15 protein-coding genes are annotated in these 18,926 nt (G+C 60.6%); 12 read left to right on the top strand and 3 right to left on the bottom strand.

Annotation, left to right across the window (positions count from 1 at the left end; all coding sequences use genetic code 11):
* Window positions 1–42: 42 nt before the first annotated feature.
* The 4 genes from H7C19_RS13680 (at window position 43) to H7C19_RS13665 (ending at window position 4,305) form a co-directional block, all read left to right on the top strand.
* Entirely contained in the window at window positions 43–1,443 is a 1,401-nt protein-coding gene (locus H7C19_RS13680; protein ID WP_185143206.1) for an ABC transporter substrate-binding protein, read from the top strand.
* Window positions 1,444–1,524: 81 nt separating this feature from the next.
* Complete coding sequence (locus H7C19_RS13675) at window positions 1,525–2,409, top strand: carbohydrate ABC transporter permease (RefSeq protein ID WP_185143205.1); 885 nt, start codon at window positions 1,525–1,527, stop codon at window positions 2,407–2,409.
* The gene (locus H7C19_RS13670; RefSeq protein ID WP_185143204.1) at window positions 2,406–3,230 is read left to right on the top strand and encodes a carbohydrate ABC transporter permease; all 825 of its coding nucleotides are present in this window, start codon (window positions 2,406–2,408) and stop codon (window positions 3,228–3,230) included. The genes H7C19_RS13675 and H7C19_RS13670 overlap by 4 nt, the downstream gene beginning before the upstream one ends.
* A gap of 40 nt (window positions 3,231–3,270) precedes the next feature.
* A complete protein-coding gene (locus tag H7C19_RS13665) occupies window positions 3,271–4,305 on the top strand; it encodes a Gfo/Idh/MocA family protein (RefSeq protein ID WP_185143203.1) in 1,035 nt (344 codons plus the stop codon).
* Between the two features lie 113 nt (window positions 4,306–4,418).
* Here the strand turns inward: H7C19_RS13665 and H7C19_RS13660 are convergent, their stop codons facing one another.
* Together H7C19_RS13660 and H7C19_RS34280 are read right to left on the bottom strand one after the other, a co-directional pair.
* On the bottom strand, window positions 4,419–4,691 hold the full coding sequence (locus tag H7C19_RS13660) for a hypothetical protein (RefSeq protein ID WP_246469483.1): 273 nt from the start codon (window positions 4,689–4,691) through the stop codon (window positions 4,419–4,421).
* Between the two features lie 170 nt (window positions 4,692–4,861).
* On the bottom strand, window positions 4,862–5,215 hold the full coding sequence (locus H7C19_RS34280) for a hypothetical protein (protein WP_221469240.1): 354 nt from the start codon (window positions 5,213–5,215) through the stop codon (window positions 4,862–4,864).
* A 399-nt stretch (window positions 5,216–5,614) separates the two neighbouring features.
* Here H7C19_RS34280 and gltB point away from each other — a divergent pair, with 399 nt between their 5' ends.
* The gene (gene gltB, locus H7C19_RS13655; protein WP_185143202.1) at window positions 5,615–10,219 is read left to right on the top strand and encodes a glutamate synthase large subunit; all 4,605 of its coding nucleotides are present in this window, start codon (window positions 5,615–5,617) and stop codon (window positions 10,217–10,219) included.
* A gap of 525 nt (window positions 10,220–10,744) precedes the next feature.
* Here the strand turns inward: gltB and H7C19_RS13650 are convergent.
* Window positions 10,745–11,116, bottom strand: a complete 372-nt coding sequence (locus H7C19_RS13650; RefSeq protein ID WP_185143201.1) for a helix-turn-helix domain-containing protein — start codon at window positions 11,114–11,116, stop codon at window positions 10,745–10,747.
* Between the two features lie 288 nt (window positions 11,117–11,404).
* Here H7C19_RS13650 and H7C19_RS13645 point away from each other — a divergent pair, with 288 nt between their 5' ends.
* The 7 genes from H7C19_RS13645 to H7C19_RS13615 all read left to right on the top strand — a co-directional run bounded on the left by H7C19_RS13645 (window position 11,405) and on the right by H7C19_RS13615 (window position 18,925).
* Complete coding sequence (locus tag H7C19_RS13645) at window positions 11,405–11,872, top strand: hypothetical protein (RefSeq protein WP_185143200.1); 468 nt, start codon at window positions 11,405–11,407, stop codon at window positions 11,870–11,872.
* Window positions 11,873–12,087: 215 nt separating this feature from the next.
* Window positions 12,088–13,203 (top strand): LCP family glycopolymer transferase, encoded by a 1,116-nt coding sequence (locus H7C19_RS13640; RefSeq protein ID WP_185143199.1) that lies wholly within the window; start codon window positions 12,088–12,090, stop codon window positions 13,201–13,203.
* Window positions 13,204–13,497: 294 nt separating this feature from the next.
* Complete coding sequence (locus tag H7C19_RS13635; protein WP_185143198.1) at window positions 13,498–14,523, top strand: glycosyltransferase family 4 protein; 1,026 nt, start codon at window positions 13,498–13,500, stop codon at window positions 14,521–14,523.
* 370 nt (window positions 14,524–14,893) lie between these two features.
* Complete coding sequence (locus H7C19_RS13630) at window positions 14,894–16,063, top strand: glycosyltransferase (protein ID WP_185143260.1); 1,170 nt, start codon at window positions 14,894–14,896, stop codon at window positions 16,061–16,063.
* Window positions 16,064–16,093: 30 nt separating this feature from the next.
* Entirely contained in the window at window positions 16,094–17,425 is a 1,332-nt protein-coding gene (locus tag H7C19_RS13625; protein ID WP_185143259.1) for a UDP-glucose dehydrogenase family protein, read from the top strand.
* A 77-nt stretch (window positions 17,426–17,502) separates the two neighbouring features.
* Window positions 17,503–18,261: a YveK family protein gene (locus H7C19_RS13620; RefSeq protein ID WP_185143197.1), complete on the top strand. Its 759-nt coding sequence runs from the start codon at window positions 17,503–17,505 to the stop codon at window positions 18,259–18,261.
* Window positions 18,230–18,925 (top strand): CpsD/CapB family tyrosine-protein kinase, encoded by a 696-nt coding sequence (locus tag H7C19_RS13615; protein WP_185143196.1) that lies wholly within the window; start codon window positions 18,230–18,232, stop codon window positions 18,923–18,925. Before H7C19_RS13620 ends, H7C19_RS13615 begins: the two co-directional genes overlap by 32 nt.
* The last annotated feature ends 1 nt before the right edge of the window (window position 18,926 follow it).

Below are 18,926 nucleotides of genomic sequence, written 5' to 3'. Positions count from 1 at the left end.
ATAGAGAAGTCCATAGGACAACCAGAGAAGGAGTGTACGCTTGTGGCTAAAAAAATCATGCAAATCGCGGTCGCATCCGTTCTGACCGCTTCGCTCGCGGCTTGCTCGAGCGGAAACGGCGGGAGCAACGCCTCGAATTCGCCAAGCCCGTCGGCATCGTCTTCCGCCTCCGGCGGGGCATCCGGCTCGGTCGGCACTTTGGCCGATTGGGGCCAGACGATCAAGAGCAAGTACGACGGCACGGAGATCAACCTCGCCTTCGCGAGTCACCCTTCGACCGACTCCTTCCAGAAGATGACGAAGGAATTCGAAGCGTTGACCGGCATCCACGTCAAATGGGAGGTCATGGAGGAAGGCTACCTGAAGAACAAGCAGCTGCTCGACTTCACCGGTCGCACCGGGACGTACGACGTGCTCATGGTCGACGGCTTCTGGATGAGCGAATACGGCGCGAAGAAAGTCGTCGAACCGCTCGACAAGCTGATCGCGGACAAGACGCTGACGCCGGATTGGTTCGACTACGAGGATATCGTCCCGGCTTACCGGAACGGCATCAGCAAGTACGAAGGCAAGACGTACGGCATCCCGACGGCGGGCGAGACGCGGTTCATCGCCTACCGCAAGGATCTGTTCGACAAGTACGGCAAGCAGCCGCCGAAAACGATGGACGAGTTCCTCGAGCTCGCGAAGTTCTTCAACGGCAAGGAAGACGGCCTGTACGGCGTGTCGATGCGCGCCCAGCGCGGCACGCACGCGGCCTCCGGCCTGCTTAGCCTGATGTACAACTTCGGCGGGGGCTTCATTGACCAGAAGACCGGCAAGGCGACGATGACCGATCCGAAGACGATCCAGGCGATGCAGTTCTACGTCGATCTGCTCCAGAACGCGCCGAAGGACGTCGCCTCCTATACGCACGAGGAAGCGCTGTCCGCCTTCACGACGGGCAAAGCGGCGATGTGGCTCGACGCCACCGCGCTCGCGAACCGGATCCTCGATCCGAGCGGCTCCCAAGTCGCGGACAAGGTCGGGTTCGTGCCGACGCCGGAAGGCCCGGCAGGCCGCGCCAGCGCGCTCGCCGGCTGGAACATGTCGATCTCCTCGCTGTCCAAGAAGCAAGAAGCCGCATGGGCCTTCATCGTGTATATGAACAGCAAGGAAAAAGCGAAAGAATACGTGCAAGGCGGCGGGGTTCCCGTACGGACCTCGGTCTACAAGGACGAGGAGCTCGCAGCCAAGAACATCTCGTATCCGGTTCAGCTCGAAGCGCTTAACGACGCGAACGTGCTGGTCGAGAAGGGCATCTCCTGGATCCCGCCGAGCCCGAAGCTGGGACAGATCCTCGACCGCGTCGGCTACTACGTCAGCGCCGCCATGTTCGACAAGATGACCGTCCAGGAAGCGGCGGAAAAAGCGCAAAAAGAAGTGGAAGACATCACCGGGTAAGTCGGGCAAGACGGTCCGGATCGGCCGGACGGCGCCTCGCGCGCCGTTCGGCCGGCCGCTCCGGAAAGGAGATGAAACGAATTGCTGCGCAACTACTTGCATAAGCGGCCCCACCTGGTCTACATCATGCCGGCGATTCTCATCCTCGGCATCCTTACTTTTATCCCAACCGTATTCCTGTACGGCCTTAGCCTCACGAACTACGAGCTGGGCTATCAGGACTTCAAGTTCGTCGGCCTCGACAACTTCATCCGGCTGTTCTCGGGTCAGGATGCGGAATTCTGGTATTCGATGCGGATCAGCATCGGCTTCATGGCGATCGTCACCGTCGTGGAATTGCTGCTCGGCTTCTGGCTCGCCGTCCTGCTGGACCGGGAGTTCAAGCTGAAGCCGCTGGTGTTCGCCTGTCTGATCATCCCGATCGCGATGACGCCGAGCATCACGGGACAAATTTGGAAGCTCATGCTGAACGCGGAGAACGGCGTCGTCAATTACCTCCTTCACTTTTTCGGAGGCAAGGTGATCTGGCTGTCCGCCGAGAATGCCTTCCTGTCCACCGTCCTGGTCGACATCTGGCAGAACACGCCGTTCGTCGCATTGATCATATACGCGGGCATGCGCTCGCTGCCTTCGGAACCCTATGAGGCGGCGGCGATCGACGGTGCGAACCGGGTGCAGATCTTCCGCTACGTGACGCTGCCCCTGCTGCTGCCGATGATCCTGCTGGCCGTCGTGTTCCGCGCGATCGATTCGCTGAAGACGTTCGACATTCCCTATTCGCTGACGCAAGGCGGCCCGGGCAGCTCGACCGAGTTCCTGAGCATGCACGTCTACCGGCTCGGATTCGCGCAGACCGGTTGGGTCGGCCGCTCGGCCGCGGTGTCGGTCATTCTGCTGATCCTGATTACGGTCATTAGCTGGCTGCTCATTCGGGCTTACCGGAAAGGGGTGGAGAACCGGGGATGAATACGCACGGCAACAAAAAAGTCGGATTCGGAACGGGCATCGTCCTCCTCGTCGTGTGCTTGCTCTGCATGTTCCCGATGTTCTGGATGATCCTCGTCAGCCTCAAGTCCAAAGCGCTCACGTACGATCCGAGCGTCTGGTTCTTCTCCCCGACGCTGGAGAACTACAAGGCCGTCTTCGAGAACCGGGACGCGGTCGGCTACTTGAAGAACAGCGCCATCGTCGTCGTCCTGACCACGATGATCTCCATCTTTATCGGCGGCATGGCCGCGTACGGGTTCGCGCGGTTCGAGTTCAAGAAGAAGGAGAACCGCGCCTTCTGGGTGCTGAGTCTGCGGATGCTGCCCCCGATGGCTTCCGTCATTCCGCTGTTCGTCATGGCGAGCCTGGTCGGGGTGCTCGATACGCATCTGGTCCTCATCGTCGCTTATATGCTGTTCAACATCCCGTTCACCATCTGGATGATGCGCAGCTTCTTCGAGGAGATCCCGGTCGCCTTGGAGGAAGCGGCGTTCGTCGACGGGGCGTCCCGGTTCCGGGTATTCGTGCAGATCATTCTGCCGCTCGCCGTGCCCGGACTGATCGCGACCGCCATCTTCTGCATCATCAACTCGTGGAACGAATTCGTATTCGCGCTGTTCCTGACGAGCGCGCACGCCAGCACGCTCCCGACGACCGTCACCCTGTTCCTGTCGGTGTCCGGCGTCGCGTGGGGCGAGATGTCCTCCATCGGAGTCGTCACGATCCTGCCGATGCTCGTCTTCGCCATGATCGTTCAGAAATACATGATCCGGGGGCTCACCTTCGGGGGCGTCAAATAATCATTCATTCACTTCTTAATGGGGAAAGGCGATGGACAACATGTCGAAAATCAAAATGGGGATCGTCGGCGCCGGCACTTGGGGCGAAACGCATGCCTTCATCTATAACGATCATCCGAACGCCGAATTCGCGGCGATCTGCGATCTGAACGGGGAGCGCGCGCGGGCGCTGGCGGCCAAGTTCAACTTGCCGGCGTCCGCCGTGTTCACGGATCACCAGGAGATGCTGCGCGCGGCGGATATCGACGCCGTCGCGATCGTCACCCCCGACTTCGCCCATACCCGGGTCGCCGTCGATTGCGCGAACGCGGGCAAGCACTTCATCATCGAGAAGCCGCTGACGACGACGAAGGAGGAAGCCGACGAGATCGTGGCCGCGGTCGAACGCAACGGCGTGCGTATGATGGTCGACCTGCACAGCCGGTGGAGTCCGCTGTTCGCGCTGCCGAAGCAGTCGATCGCGGACGGCGAGATCGGCGAACCTTACAGCGCCTACTATCGCTTAAACGACATCAAGTGGGTCGCCACCGACCTGCTGCCTTGGGCCGCCAAGTCCTCGATCCTGTGGTTCCTCGGCTATCATAGCGTGGACGTCCTGCGCTGGCTGTTCGACGACGAGGTGGCGCGCGTCTACTCGGTCTCCCGCGCGGGCGTGCTGAAGGATCTGGGCGTCGATACGACGGATATCTACCAGACGATCCTCGAGTTCCGCAAGGGCGGCATCGCGACGATGGAGAACGGCTGGATCACGCCGAACGCGAACCCGAACGTCAACGACATGAAGCTGAACATCACGGGCACGAAGGGCATGTTCAACGTCGATCCGACGCACAGCCAGATGCTGGAGCGGTTCACGGAGACGAAGGCCGACCGTCCGGATCTCCTGGTGCGACACTTCATCCACGGCAAGCCGAAGGGCTTCGCCTACGAGAGCATCCGCCACTTCGTGGATCAGTTGATCAGCGGCGAGCCGTTCCTGGTCACGATGGAGGACGCCTACAACACGACGATGGTCATCCTCGCGATCATGGAGTCCGCGCGGACGAGAATGCCGGTCGAGGTGCGCTACGGCTAAGCGGATCGGCATTCGGCGGATCCGCGAGAATCGCGCCGCATACCAAAAGGCTGAGCAGAGATCGATCTCTGCTCAGCCTTTTGTTTATGGGGGCAAGAACCGCCGGCATCCCGTTATCGGGCGGCGTAATCCTTGTTCGCTTGATCCAGCATGCCCTGCCAATCCTCGAAGTCCGTTTCTCTCTTCACGTGGCGGTCTAGAAGCTCGCCGGCGACGTTGCGGACCTCATCGAGCGAGCGCGCCGCGAAGTTGCCCTTCGCAAGGAAAGCCTGGAAGCTGTCGAAGGACGAGTGCTTGGTCATGAAGGACGCCGGAAACAAGGCTTCCAAGGTCACTTGCTGTTGATCGTTCTCGCTTGCGTTCTTGCCCTGTAGTTCTTGAAGCAATGCTTCGAAGGAGAGGGGTTTGTTTTTTTTCAGCACGTTCACTCCCGAATGTATAGTGGTTCTCTCAAAGATAACACATGACCCGCAGAATGGCTAATCCTGAAAGGGATCGGGCCCCTAAATGGGCATGCTATGCCATAGATGGAATCCGGACGCGTATGCTTGCATGATTATGCATAAATATTCACGCTATCGCCCAAACGCCAGCGGCATCTCCCGCAACCGTTCCCCTTGGCGACGGCTTGATCCGGAACTTCGCGATTCGCGTCCAAGACGATTTGCTTCCGGCAGGCGGGGTTCCGCAGCCTCGAACGAACCGTGGGGAGCGCCCGTTTGGCACGCTCGGCGAAGGGGGACGCGCGCTGCCGATCGGAGAGAACGGCACCTTCGGTCCGCGCCGGCGGCAGGGTTGACCTGCGATCCTCCTGCCGTCCGGACCGCCGCTCCATTCCCGAGACCGCCCGGACAAGCCAGAGCAGGACTGCGTTCTCGGGAATGCGCTGCCGCAAATCGGCCAATCTCATCGGTATTTCCGGATACGTATCCGGCTAGGCATCGCGGGCGGACATCTCGCTCCGGAAGGCGGAAGGAGGGAGAACATCGATCCTCGGTTCGTCTAACGCGTAGCCGCGCTAAAGCAAAACAATAATTATCGGCTTCATAAAAATATTAAATTGCCATAAAACGCGCGTTGGTGTTAAAATGATATAATAATTTGAATGAATAATTATAAGTTTTCGACGGATTTTCCGCCGGTTTCGAGAATTCATCGGTCCATTCCTCGCCGTATCCGACGATGACGTCCCTTCATTCATCCCTTATTGTAGCAGAACGCGTGCCCTATCGCATCCGCCTGCCATGACCGACCGTCGTCCCCGAGCTATCCGATAACCACATTTTTCTTATAGAAAGGTTGCGCTTCAATGAAAGATATCGTGAACGGATTGCCCCCGAAGCAGGGACTCTACGATCCGCAGTACGAGCGGGACGCCTGCGGGATGGGATTTGTCGCCCACATCAAAGGCCGGAAGTCGCACGAGATTATCGAGCAAGCGCTCAGCCTGCTCATTAACATGGAGCATCGCGGCGGCCAAGGCAGCGAGCCGAACTCCGGCGACGGCGCCGGCATTCTGCTGCAGATCCCGCATGCGTTCTTCGCGAAGGAAGCGGCCAAGCTGGGATTCTCGCTGCCCGATGCGGGACAGTATGCCGTCGGCATGGCGTTCCTGACCCAGGACGAAGGGAACCGCGCGAAGCACGAAGAGATCTTCGCGAACATCGTCGCCGAGGAAGGCCTGTCGGTCATCGGCTGGCGTACGGTGCCGACGAACGACGAGAAGCTCGGCGTCTCCGCGAAGCGCGTCAAGCCGTTCGTCCGCCAGGTGTTCATCGCACGCGCGGCCGCGCTCTCCGACGACCTCGCGTACGAACGCAAGCTGTACGTCATCCGCAAGCGCGCGGAGAAGGCGATCCGCTACGCCGACATCCCGGACGGGGAGATGTTCTACTTCCCGAGCTTATCGAGCAAGAAGATCATCTACAAAGGGATGCTGACGACCGAGCAAGTCGGCAGCTTCTATACGGAACTGCACGATCCGGAGCTGGTGACGGCCATCGCGCTCGTCCACTCGCGGTTCTCCACGAATACGTTCCCGAGCTGGGAACGCGCGCATCCGTTCCATTATCTCATTCACAACGGCGAGATCAACACGCTGCGCGGCAACGAGAACTGGATGCACGCCCGCCAGACGCTGTTCGAGTCCGAGCTGTTCGGCGGCGATCTCGAGAAGGTCAAGCCGATCATCAATCATGACGGTTCCGACACGGGCAAGTTCGACAATACGTTCGAGTTCATGTACCTGGCCGGCCGTCCGCTGGCGCACTGCGCCATGATGATGGTGCCGGAGCCGTGGCAGAACGACGAGCACATGGACGACGACAAGCGGGCGTTCTACGAGTACCATAGCACGCTGATGGAGCCGTGGGACGGCCCGGCCGCCATGGGCTTCACCGACGGCGTGCAGATCGGCGCCGTGCTCGACCGCAACGGCTTGCGCCCGGCGCGCTACTACGTGACGAAGGACGACCTGATCGTCATGGCTTCCGAAGCCGGCGTCATCGAGATTCCGCCGGAAGACATCGTGCTGAAGGACCGGCTGCGTCCGGGCCGCATGCTGATGGTCGATACCAAGGAAGGCCGCATCATCTCCGACGAGGAGCTGAAGAAGGCGATCGTCTCCGAGCATCCGTACCGCGAATGGCTGAACGACCACCTCGTCGACCTGGAGGATCTCCCGGAAGCTTCGGAGCTGCCGGAGCCGGATCACGCGACGGTCCAGAAGCGCCAGCTCGCCTTCGGCTACTCGTTCGAGGACGTGCGCAAGATCATCGAGCCGATGGCGACCGCCGGCGTCGAGCCGCTCGCTTCGATGGGCTACGACGCGCCGCTCGCGGTACTGTCCGAGCGTCCGCAGCGGCTGTTCAACTACTTCAAGCAGCTGTTCGCCCAAGTCACCAACCCTCCAATCGACGCCATCCGCGAGGAGATCATCACCTCGACGTACACGACGATCGGGCCGGAGCGGAACCTGCTGAATCCGGAGCCGGAGAGCTGCCGCCATATCCGCCTCGTGTCGCCGATCGTGTCCAACGAGGACTTCGCGAAGCTGCGCCACGTGCACCGTCCGGGCTTCAAGTCGATTACGCTGCCGATCTTCTTCCCGTCGAACGAGGGGGAGGAAGGGCTGCGCCAAGCGCTGCAGACGCTGTGCGAAGCGGCCGACCGCGTCATGCGGCACGGCCATAACATCCTGATTCTGTCCGACCGCGGCATCGACGCGGACAACGCGGCGATCCCGTCGCTGCTGGCCGTATCGACCGTTCACCATCACCTGATCCGCCAAGGCACGCGGACGAAGGTCAGCATCCTGCTCGAATCCGGCGAGCCGCGCGAAGTGCATCACTTCGCCCTGCTGCTTGGCTACGGCGTGAGCGCGGTGAACCCGTACCTGGCGTTCGAGACGCTGGACGACCTGATCCGCCAAGGCATGCTGCGCAACATCTCGCACGAGAAGGCGGTCAAGAACTACCTGAAGGCCGCGAACAAAGGCGTCGTCAAGGTGCTGTCCAAGATGGGCATCTCGACGATCCAGTCGTACCGCGGCGCGCAGATCTTCGAAGCGATCGGGCTGCATGCCGACCTGATCGACCGATACTTCACCTGGACCCCGTCCCGCATCGGCGGCGTGGGCCTCGGCACGGTAGCGGATGAGACGCTGAAGTCGCATCACCGCGCCTTCGAGAAGCAAGAAGGAGCCGTGCGCGAGCTGGATTCCGGCGGCGACTACCAATGGCGCAAAGACGGCGAAGACCATCTGTTCAACCCGAAGACGATCCACACGCTGCAGATGGCGACCCGTTCCAACGACTACGGCTTATACAAGAAGTTCGCCGCGCTCGTGCAGGGCGAATACGAAGAGATTCGCACGCTCCGCTCGCTGCTGGACTTCAAGTTCGATCAGCCGCCCGTGCCGCTCGAGGAAGTCGAGCCGGTCGAATCGATCTTCAAGCGGTTCAAGTCGGGGGCGATGTCCTTCGGCTCGATCAGCAAGGAGGCGCACGAGTCGCTCGCCATCGCGATGAACCGGATCGGCGGCAAGTCGAACTCCGGCGAAGGCGGAGAAGATCCGGCGCGCTTCATCCCGGACGCCAACGGCGATTCCCGCCGCAGCGCGATCAAGCAGGTCGCTTCGGGCCGCTTCGGCGTCACGAGCTACTACCTGTCCAACGCCGACGAGATCCAGATCAAGATGGCGCAGGGAGCGAAGCCGGGCGAAGGCGGCCAGCTGATGGGCCGCAAGGTATATCCTTGGGTCGCCGAAGTGCGCGGCACGACGCCGGGCGTCGGCCTGATCTCGCCGCCGCCGCATCATGATATCTACTCGATCGAGGACTTGGCGGAGCTGATTCACGATCTGAAGAACGCCAATCCGCGGGCGCGCATCAACGTGAAGCTCGTCTCCGAGGTCGGCGTGGGCACGATCGCGGCGGGCGTCGCCAAGGGCCGCGCGGACGTCATCCTCGTCAGCGGCTACGACGGCGGCACCGGGGCTTCCCCGATCGGCTCGATCCGCCATGCGGGCTTGCCGTGGGAGCTGGGACTCGCGGAGACGCATCAGACGCTGATCCTGAACAACCTGCGCGACCGCGTCGTCGTAGAGACGGACGGCAAGATGATGACCGGCCGCGACATCGCGATCGCCGCGCTGCTCGGCGCGGAGGAGTACGGCTTCTCGACCGCTCCGCTCGTCGTGCTCGGCTGCATCATGATGCGCGTCTGCCAGCTGGATACGTGCCCGGTCGGCGTCGCGACGCAGAATCCGGAGCTGCGCAAGAAGTTCATGGGCGACCCGGAATACGTGGTCAACTATATGCACTTCCTGGCTCAGGAGTTCCGCGAGATCATGGCGCATCTCGGCTTCCGCACCGTCGAGGAGATGGTCGGCCGCACGGATCTGCTCGACACGAAGAAGGCGATCAGCCACTTCAAGGCGCAAGGCGTGGACTTGACGGATCTGCTGCACATGCCGAAGCTGCCGGAAGGCTCGTTCCGCTACAACACGAAGAAGCAGAACCACGGCCTCGAGGAGTCCCTCGACATGCAGCAGCTGCTGCAGGCGGCGGCTCCGGCCCTGGAGAGCAAAGAGCGCGTGCGCGGCACGTTCCCGATCAAGAACACGAACCGCGTCGTGGGCACCATCGTCGGCCACGAGGTGACGAACCGCTACGGCAAGGACGGCCTGCCGGAAGACACGATCAACTTCCACTTCGTCGGCACGGCCGGCCAGAGCTTCGGCGCCTTCGTGCCGAAGGGCATGACGCTGACGCTGGAAGGCGACGCGAACGACTATATCGGCAAGGGGCTGTCGGGCGGCAAGCTCGCCGTGTTCCCTTCCGCTAAGGCGACGTTCAAAGCCGAAGACAACATCATCGCCGGCAACACGGCGCTGTACGGCGCGACCGGCGGCGAAGCCTACATCCGCGGCGCGGCCGGCGAACGGTTCGCGGTCCGCAACAGCGGCGCGAACGTCGTCGTCGAAGGCGTCGGCGACCATGGCTGCGAGTACATGACGGGCGGGCGCGTCGTCGTCCTCGGCAAGACCGGACGCAACTTCGCGGCCGGCATGTCGGGCGGCATCGCCTACGTCATCGACTGGAACGGCGACTTCGTGAACCGTTGCAACTTCGAGATGGTGAGCCTGGAGGCGCTGGAGGACGAGAAGGAGATCGCGGAGGTGCGCGGCCTGATCGCGAACCACGTCCGCCACACCGACTCCGAGCTCGGCGAGCGCGTGCTGCAGGCATGGGCGGACGTTCTTCCAAAGTTCGTCAAGGTCATTCCGAAGGATTACAAGCGGATGATGGAGCAGATCGAGAAGGTCAAGCAGCAAGGCCTGAGCGGCGATCAAGCGCTGCTGGCCGCCTTCGAGGCGAACATGCGCGATCTGTCCCGCGTCGGCGGCAACTGATCGATTCGCCAAGCTTCGCAACAATCCCGGGTTCGGCCAACTGGCCGAATCCGGTTTTTTTTTTGCGCAACGGATATTCTTGCAAACTCTTTCTCTCCGATGGGGAGAATCGTGCCGGAAAAGAGAATCTTTTCTGACTGGCAGACATTTCGAGAAAATAGCATCTCATTCGACAGAACCTACTAGAAAAAATTGCTGCGGACATCCATCACTCGACACCCTCCGCAAGTCCCATACTCTATAATAAATTTAGTTGAATTAGGTATCCTTTTCCAGAGAGAGGGTTTGGGTGCGGAGATGGCGAGGGATTTGAGTTTGAATTCATCCGAAGAGCAGCGGCCGATCGAAATCGACATACATAAAATCCTGACTGAACTCGGCATCGATCGCGAACGATGGGAAGAAGAACGGGCGAAAGGGTCGGGCGATCAAAAGATATCCTCGTAAATGAAAGCGCAAAAAAAACCTCTAATCAGAGCGTCTGAAGACGCCGTTTGGAGGTTTTTTCATGCGATGGCGGGTCCCTCAGTTCATGGAACGCTCCGCTCGGATAAAAGCGATGAATCGCTTGGCTTCTTCCGGCGTCAGCTGCCTTCCGTCTACGGTGAGGGCGAACTTCTCCAACAGCCGATCCGCATCCGACAGCTCCAGCTGGTCCGCGAATTGGCGAACGTCGTCATCGAGCGTCATGTGGGGCTGCTGGGTCCTGCCGACGAGATAATCGATCGAGACGTGGAACAGATCTGCAAGCTTCGTCAGCGTCTCGGTGTCGGGCTCCCGCCTGTTCTTCTCGTAGTGAGACAGGGCCGCACGCGATATGCCCAGGGAAGAAGACAATTCTTCCTGCGTAAGACCGCGTTGATCCCGTAGGTACGCGATACGGCTGCCAATATTCATCAATATTCCCTCCTTTGCCTCTTCTGTCTTCATCATAATATGGAAACGATACGTTTGCATCAATTGCGACAAAACGTCGCAATTTGCGCACAAAAGCCAAGATTCATCGCAAGCAACCGTTTTCTATCTATTCTAGGTCAGAAAAAGGAAGTTTATTCCTTCGTTTTGTCACATCTTCGGGGAATGCTTGTATCGCGAGAAAAGGCTTGACATCTTACAAACCGTATCATATTGTTAGGGGAAATATGATACATTATGTATCAAAACTGTCGTTTCGGAGATGCCCAGATGAGAGAAGATGAGCTGGTCGCACAACGGAAGTATGTCCCGATGGCTTTGTACGAGAGCGTCATCGCCGAGATGCGCATCATCGAGGTCGGGGGACGCGCCGTCGATACCAAATCGCATAACGTGCTGCTGCTGAATCTGAATCCGGACGGCTTGCGGTTCAAGACGACGCTGATCTTGAAGCCCGAAGGCGATTGGCGGGTCGCGCTGCGCTTCGGCATGGAAGGGTACCTCTTGGAAGCGCGAGGGCGCGTCAGGCGGGCGGAACGGGAAGGGCAATGGTGGGAGTACGGGGTGGAGATGGATCGCAATCCGGCGATGAAGCTTCTCTTGACACGGGCGCTCAATCTGAGACTCGCCCGTTGTTCTCCCGCGATTCGGAAGATTCACGCCCTGTATGGCAGAACGTCGTTCGGAACGGAGAGAACGCGCGGAACCGGTCCTCGTCCGGGCGGCGAACAAGCCTAGGCGCCGGTCCTGCCTGCAGTCGTATTGAATAGGAAGGTAGACGAACCGTCGCGTCGGCCGAATGTGACAACACCCCGGGAACCCAGGGGTGTTTGTCGTTTCGGAGAAGATACGTATACAAGATTGACTTGTTACATAATGTATCGTAGAGTGAAGGTGAATAATGCTACAATATGTGTCATTATAAAATATTCAAATAGGTTGGAGGGTTCTTCATGCGGCGAAAACGGGCGTTGAAAATCGTTTTGCTGGCCATTGCGGTTTGCATGCTGCTTGTCGGGAGCATGGGCGGCTACCTCTGGTATTCCTTTTCTCGCGCCGCGGAACGGATGTACGAACCGCTCCCGCAGGCGGTCGACCGCCTGCCGTCCGGTATGGCGGCGAACAGCGATCCCGCATCGTCCGTCATCGCTTCGAGCAAGATCGCCGGAACGGGATTCGGCGCCGCTCAAGCGGCGGATGACGGCGCGGGGGAAGCCGTCGCAGGCGCTCTTGCGGATCGCGCCCAGGCAGACGGGCCTCCTTCGGAAGTCCCTGCGGTCATCCCCGCCGATCAGGTCGCCAGGCTCCGGCATCCGGACCTGAAGAATCAGGATCCGTTCTTCCTTCTGGTGCTGGGAGTAGACCAGAGGGAGGGGGACCGGGGTCGCAGCGATACGATGCTTCTGCTCGGCATCAACCCCCGAACCGCGTCCGTGAGCATGCTCTCGATTCCGCGGGATACGAGATTAATGCTGCCGCAGCTGGAACGCGAGGAGAAGATCAATCATGCGTACGCCTATGGAGGGACGGGGCTTGCCGTGCAGGCCGTCGAACGGCTGCTTGGCATTCCGATCGCCTATTACGTGAAGACGAACATGGAAGGGTTCGTCGGCATCGTAGACGCGGTCGGCGGCGTGACGATCGCGGACAACGATTTGGCGTTCTCCAATCTCGGATACCGCTTCCCGCTGGGCAAGCTCGAGCTGGACGGCCAGATGGCGCTGGCCTATGCGCGAATGCGATACGACGACCCCCAAGGCGATTTCGGGCGTACGGGGCGGCAGCGGCAAGTGCTCAAAGCCATCGCGCAGCGCATGTCCGGCGTCGGGCAGGCAAGCAAGCTGCCCGGGCTGCTGAAGCAGCTGTCCGGCTTCGTCAAGACGAATCTGAAGCGGGACGAGATGATTCGCATCGCGGCCGGTTACCATGCTGCGTTGAACCACACGGACACGTTGAAGCTGAACGGCCGGAGCCAGACGATCGGCGGTTTGTATTACTGGGTCGTAAGTCCGGCTGAACGTCAGCGGGTCGGCGAGGCGCTGTGGCAATCCCTCTCGCCTCCCGCGTGAGGGGCGATATCCGACAAAATGGTTGACAAACCGACTAGAAAGCGGTAATTTAGGCATATAGATACAAAATGTAACTAAATGCCTTCTAAAAAGATACAAAAGGTATAATTAAGGTGGTGTCTAGGGTGGAGCAAGGCCGTTTCTACTGTTTGAATTGCAGGCAATTGGTGGATATCAGGCAAGCGGAAAAGGTGTTCCTCACTGGATATTTCAGAACGATCTATCCGCTCGGCCATTGCGCTTCGTGCGCGGCGAAGACGACTTATCGGCTGGTAGTGGGGAAAGGAGAATCGCATGACCGTCTTTATGCTTCCGATCCAGAGCGACGGGAACAAATACATCGAACTGCTGGTTCGTTCGCTCGAACGGCAGGGCTTGTCTGTGCGGGCGTTCAACAAGAAACGGATCTGGCGGATGAAGCGGGGGGACTCCTTTCATATTCATTGGCCAAGCTATCATTATACGGGGCGCAATCGGTGGATCACGGGCGCGAAAGCCGCCGTCTTCCTCTCGCTGCTGCTGATCTTGAGAGCGAGAGGGTTACGCATCGTCTGGACCGTCCATAACGTATGGCCGCATCGAAGCGGAGAGACCCGGTACGATCGCCGGATGCGAACCTGGCTCTGCGCGCTGTGCTCGCACGTCATCGTCATGGGCCCATCCGTGAAGGACGAAGTCCGGCATGCCTTCCGCGTGAAGGAGCGCAAGATCGTCTGCATTCCTCACGGACACTACAGGGATGCGTATGCGAGCGCGGGACTCGACGTCCGGGAACGGCACGGCATTCCGGCGGACGCCTACTTGTTCGCGTTTATCGGACAGGTCTCGCCTTACAAGGGAATCGATCAGCTGTTGCGCAGCTTTGGGCAGATCCAGGATGCGCGAACGCACCTCCTGATCGCGGGGAGGCCGTCGGCCGACTTCGATGCGGCGGTGCTGGCCGATGCAGGCGATCGGGTGCATCTGTCTCTGACGTTCGTGCAGGATGACGAGCTCGCCGACTATATCCGATGCGCGGACGCGATCGTTCTGCCTTACAAGAAGATAACGACGTCGGGCTCGGCGATTCTCGCGCTCTCCTACGCGACGCCGGTCGTCGCGCCGGACGTCGGGGTACTGCGCGACTATCTGACGCCGGATACGGCGCTGTTGTACGATCCGTCGGACGACGGCGGGCTCGCGTCCGCGATGGCGGAGATGCGCGCGCAGCCCAGCCGCTACAGCGATATCCGCCGATACGAAGAGAAGCTGCGGGAGCTCGATTGGACGCGGGTATCCGCCATGATGTCGGGCCTCTACGGCAAGACCGAATCCGAGTGACGTTCGCCGCGGCGCGCGCTTTTTCGCGCCGCGGCTTTTGCGGTCATACAATGAGGACGGCGAAGCCGTTTTTACTTGGTCATTCAGAATTTATAAGTTTCAAGCCTATCCATTTCTGTATGACCGCCGAGAAAAACGTCTCGCTTGAGCCGGGCATGAAGAAGAATGAAAATTGTTCATGTCCTTTCAAGAACATGCTTGACTTGTTACATTTTGTATCTTAAAGTAGCGTTAAGGTATACAATTGGTATCAAACATGCTGAACTTTAGAGAGAAAAAAAGCAGCGGAATAGGGTGATGGGATGAGGCGTAAGCAGCGCAGCGCTTCTCGCGCGGAACGGAGCGGCCGATGACGCGCTTCGCGAAGAGAATGAACATTATGTTCGTCAGCCACACGTATATCGGGGGACCGTTCGTCGTCGGCTCCCACCATTTGGCCCGCGAACTGTCGCAGATGGGACATCGCGTCCTACACTTAAGCACTTCGGTCACGCCCGCGCACCTGCTGAAGATGAAGCAGCAGACGATCGTCGACCGGTTCAAGCAATGGCGGAACTCCAGAACCCGCGACGAAGGGATCATCCACTGCGTGCCGTTGTCGCTGGTGCCGTGGAATATCGCCGGACGCGTCTATCAGCGCACGGGCAAGAACCTGTTCGTCCAATCCATCGCTTTTCCGAACGTCAGCCGCTTGCTCGATTTCCACGGATTCTCGGACGTCGACCTCCTGCTGATCGATCAGCCTTGCTTCGTCGGCATCGAGAAGTACGTCAACGCCAAGGTCGTCATCTACAGACCTACGGACAACTACAAGGACATGTCCGGGGACCGCACGGTGGAGACGGCCGAGAAGGAGATTATCAGCCGCGCCCACGGCATGGTCGCCACGTCGGAGCCCGTCCTCCTGAACGTTCGGCGGCACAAGCGGGACGTCCCCGCCATCGTCATGGAGAACGGCGTCGAGTTCGCCCACTTCACGCAGGCCGGCCGGGAGCCGGACGAACTGAAGCGGATTCCGGGGCCCCGCGCGATCTATGTCGGCGCCGTAGACGAACGGCTCGATCTCGCGTCGATCCGCCATCTCGCGGCATCCCGTCCTTCGCTAAGCATCATCGTCATCGGACCCTACGTCCCCTCTTCGATCGAATCCTTCGCGTTTACCGACAACGTTTACTTCCTCGGGTCCAAGCCCTATGCCAGCCTGCCCGCGTTCCTGCATCGCGCCGATCTGGCGCTGCTTCCCTTGTCCGACCACAAGGCGAACGGGGGCAGAAGTCCGATGAAGCTGTATGAATACGCGGCCGCCGGACTGCCTACGGTGGTCCGAGAGACGCCCGAGCTGGCCAGGAGGGGCGAGGAATTCCTCTACTTCTACCAGGATGAGCGGGGGCTCGTTTCGCAAGTGGACGATCTGCTGCGCAAGCTTCATGCGGACGAGGTGCCGAAGAACCGGATCGTCGAGGCCGCGCGCAAGCAATCCTGGAAGGCCAAGGCGCAGCAGATCATCGAGTTCGGCGCCCGCCTGGCTTCTCCCTATTAAACCTATCAGATGGCAAGGAGTGGGGACATGATGAGAATGGCGGTCGTCGGTACCGGATACGTCGGCCTCGTATCAGGCGTATGCTTTGCGAATCTGGGCCATGCGGTGCTCTGCGTAGACAAGGATCGCGAGAAGATCGACATGCTGAACGCCGGCGAGATCCCGATCTACGAACCGGGACTTCAAGCGATCGTTCAAGCGAACCGCGAGGCGGAACGGCTGGCGTTCACGACGGATCTGGCCGACGCGGTCGGCCGTTCGGATCTGGTGATCTTGGCCGTCGGCACCCCGTCGCTGCCGAACGGAGAAGCCGATCTCGGCTATATCGCGCAGGCGGCGTTGGAAGTCGGGGAGGCGATGAACGACTACAAGATCGTCATCGTCAAGAGCACGGTCCCCGTCGGGACGAACGAGAAGATTCGCGCCATCTTGTCCCGCGCGTCCGCCTATCCGTTCGACGTCGTCTCGGTGCCGGAATTTCTGCGCGAAGGCTCCGCCGTCCAGGATACGCTGCAGCCGGACCGGATCGTGATCGGGGCGGACAGCCACGAGGCGGCATCGATCGTCACCGAGCTGCACCGCCCGCTGACGGACCAGATCTTCGTGACGGATATCCGCAGCGCGGAGATGATCAAGTACGCCTCCAACGCCTTTCTCGCGACCAAGATCTCGTTCATCAACGAGATCGCCAACATCTGCGAGAAAGTAGGGGCGGACGTCACCCAGGTCGCCGCCGGCATGGGCCGGGACCGGCGGATCGGACCCTCGTTCCTGAGCGCGGGGATCGGATACGGCGGCTCGTGCTTCCCCAAGGATACCCAAGCGCTCATCCAGATCGCCGGCAACGTGGATTACGACTTCAAGCTGCTCAAGTCCGTCGTCGACGTCAATCGCGACCAGCGCAACAACGTCATCCGCAAGATGGAGAGCTTCATCGGAGACTTGTCCGGCCGGACGATCGCCGTCTGGGGGCTCGCGTTCAAGCCGAACACGGATGACGTCCGGGAAGCGCCCTCGCTCGATATCATCGCGGAATTGATCCAGCGAGGGGCGATCGTGCGGGCGTACGATCCGGTCGCGACGGACAACTTCCGCAAGGCCTACGATCATCCGAAGATCGTCTGGTGCGCGGACGCGCTCACGGTCGTCGACGGCGCGGACGCGCTCTGCCTGCTGACGGAGTGGCCCGAATTCGCCGAAGCGGATCTCGAGCGGATCGGGGAGCGCATGAAGCAGGCCGTCCTGTTCGACGGCCGGAACGTCTTCCGCAAGGAGCGGCTCGAAGAGGCGCACTTCCGGTATTACTCGATCGGGCGGCCGCATCTCAACCGCTTCAGCGCCGCTTCCCTGCCGCGCGCTTAGCCCGGCGGCGAACCCGAATCCGGCGCTTCGCCGTCGTCTCATCCCATTCGAATCTGAAGAAGCGGAGGAAAAACCGCATGACGCTTATGGAATATGCGTCCATCGTTCGCAAGCGGTGGATCATGATCGTCTCCATTCTCATCTTAGGCAGCGCGGCGGCGGTCGTCGGGGGTTCCGCGCTCAGCAAGCCGACCTACCTGGCGACGAGCAAGCTCCTCGTGAACAAGACGGCCGCGGAGGAAGGAGGACAGGCCGTCAATCAGGCCGACCTCCAGCTCAACATCATGATGATCAACACGTACAAGGAACTGATCACCACGCCTCCGATTCTGCAAGAAGTCGTTCGCTCGCATCCGGAGCTCGGCTTAAAAGCGGGCGAACTGGCGGACGCGCTGCAGGTCGTCTCCAAAGCGGGCAGCCAGATCATGAGCTTGTCCGTCAAAGACCGCTCCTACGAGCGCGCTTCCGGCATCGTGAACGCCGTGGCGAGCGTCTTCCAGCAGAAAACGACGAAGCTGATGGGCACCCAGAACGTGACGATCCTCAGCGAAGCGGGACCGGCCGACCGGCCCGCGCCGAACCAGGTCGGCACCGTCCTGCTGCTGCTAATCGGACTCGTCTGCTCGGCGATCCTCGCGCTGCTGCTCGCGTTTCTGCTCGAGGCGCTGGACGGCAGTCTGAAAGCGCCAGCCGACGTGGAGAAGACGCTCGGTTATCCGGTGCTGGTCAGCATTCCGGAGATGAAGAAGGGCGGGCTGAAGACGGTGCCGCATACGGCGGAAGCCGCAGCCTTCAAGAGGGTAGGTGACGATCAACGTGTCCACGTTAACGGCTAAACGAAGCTTGATCACCCATTTGCTCCCGTATTCGCAGGTAGCGGATCAATTCCGGACGCTGCGCAATCTGGTCGAGAGCGCGCCCGGCGGCCGGGCGAAGGTCATCGCCGTCACCTCCGCCGAACCGCAGGCGGGCAAGACGACGACCGCCGTCAACCTGGCGATCGCCTGCGCGCAAGGCGGTCGCGCCGCGCTGCTGATCGACGGCAGCTTGCGCAGGCCCGCGCTCCAGGATATCTTCTCCGAGCCGAACCACCTCGGACTCTCGTCCGTCCTGCAGCGCGCCGCGTCCTTGACGGAAGCGATCCGGGACGTGGGCATCCCGAACCTGTCCGTCCTGACGTCCGGTCCTCCGCTCGCGAAGTACTCCGATCCGCTCGAGTCGGAACGGATGACCGAGCTGCTCGCCCAAGCCAAAGCGCGCTTCGATATCGTCATCGTGGATACGCCCGCGCTGCTCGCCGCGACGGACGCCACGACGCTGGCCGCGAAGAGCGACGGCATCCTGTGGGTCGTGCACGGACCCTCCTCCAAGCGGGCCAGCGAGCTGGAAGCCAAGAAGCTGGTCGAGCGGATGAGCGTGAAGGTGATCGGGTGCGTGCTGAACGACGCCAAGCCGGCGCGCAAGCGGCCGGGCAGGCGGTATGCGCCTTCGCGCGGCTAGC

The organism is Cohnella nanjingensis (assembly GCF_014212125.1).
Taxonomy (GTDB): Bacteria; Bacillota; Bacilli; order Paenibacillales; family Paenibacillaceae; genus Cohnella; species Cohnella nanjingensis.
The sequence above is the reverse complement of the archived record's forward strand: the minus strand, read 5'-3'. Positions and strand labels throughout refer to the sequence as shown.

Coding starts and splice junctions, on each gene's coding strand:
- H7C19_RS13635 (WP_185143198.1), top strand. CDS start 13,498: ATGACCGTCTTTATGCTTCCGATCCAGAGCGACGGGAACAAATACATC.
- H7C19_RS13630 (WP_185143260.1), top strand. CDS start 14,894: ATGAACATTATGTTCGTCAGCCACACGTATATCGGGGGACCGTTCGTC.
- H7C19_RS34280 (WP_221469240.1), bottom strand. CDS start 5,215: ATGAGATTGGCCGATTTGCGGCAGCGCATTCCCGAGAACGCAGTCCTG.
- H7C19_RS13665 (WP_185143203.1), top strand. CDS start 3,271: ATGTCGAAAATCAAAATGGGGATCGTCGGCGCCGGCACTTGGGGCGAA.
- H7C19_RS13645 (WP_185143200.1), top strand. CDS start 11,405: ATGAGAGAAGATGAGCTGGTCGCACAACGGAAGTATGTCCCGATGGCT.
- H7C19_RS13650 (WP_185143201.1), bottom strand. CDS start 11,116: ATGAATATTGGCAGCCGTATCGCGTACCTACGGGATCAACGCGGTCTT.
- H7C19_RS13625 (WP_185143259.1), top strand. CDS start 16,094: ATGAGAATGGCGGTCGTCGGTACCGGATACGTCGGCCTCGTATCAGGC.
- gltB (WP_185143202.1), top strand. CDS start 5,615: ATGAAAGATATCGTGAACGGATTGCCCCCGAAGCAGGGACTCTACGAT.
- H7C19_RS13640 (WP_185143199.1), top strand. CDS start 12,088: ATGCGGCGAAAACGGGCGTTGAAAATCGTTTTGCTGGCCATTGCGGTT.
- H7C19_RS13620 (WP_185143197.1), top strand. CDS start 17,503: ATGACGCTTATGGAATATGCGTCCATCGTTCGCAAGCGGTGGATCATG.
- H7C19_RS13670 (WP_185143204.1), top strand. CDS start 2,406: ATGAATACGCACGGCAACAAAAAAGTCGGATTCGGAACGGGCATCGTC.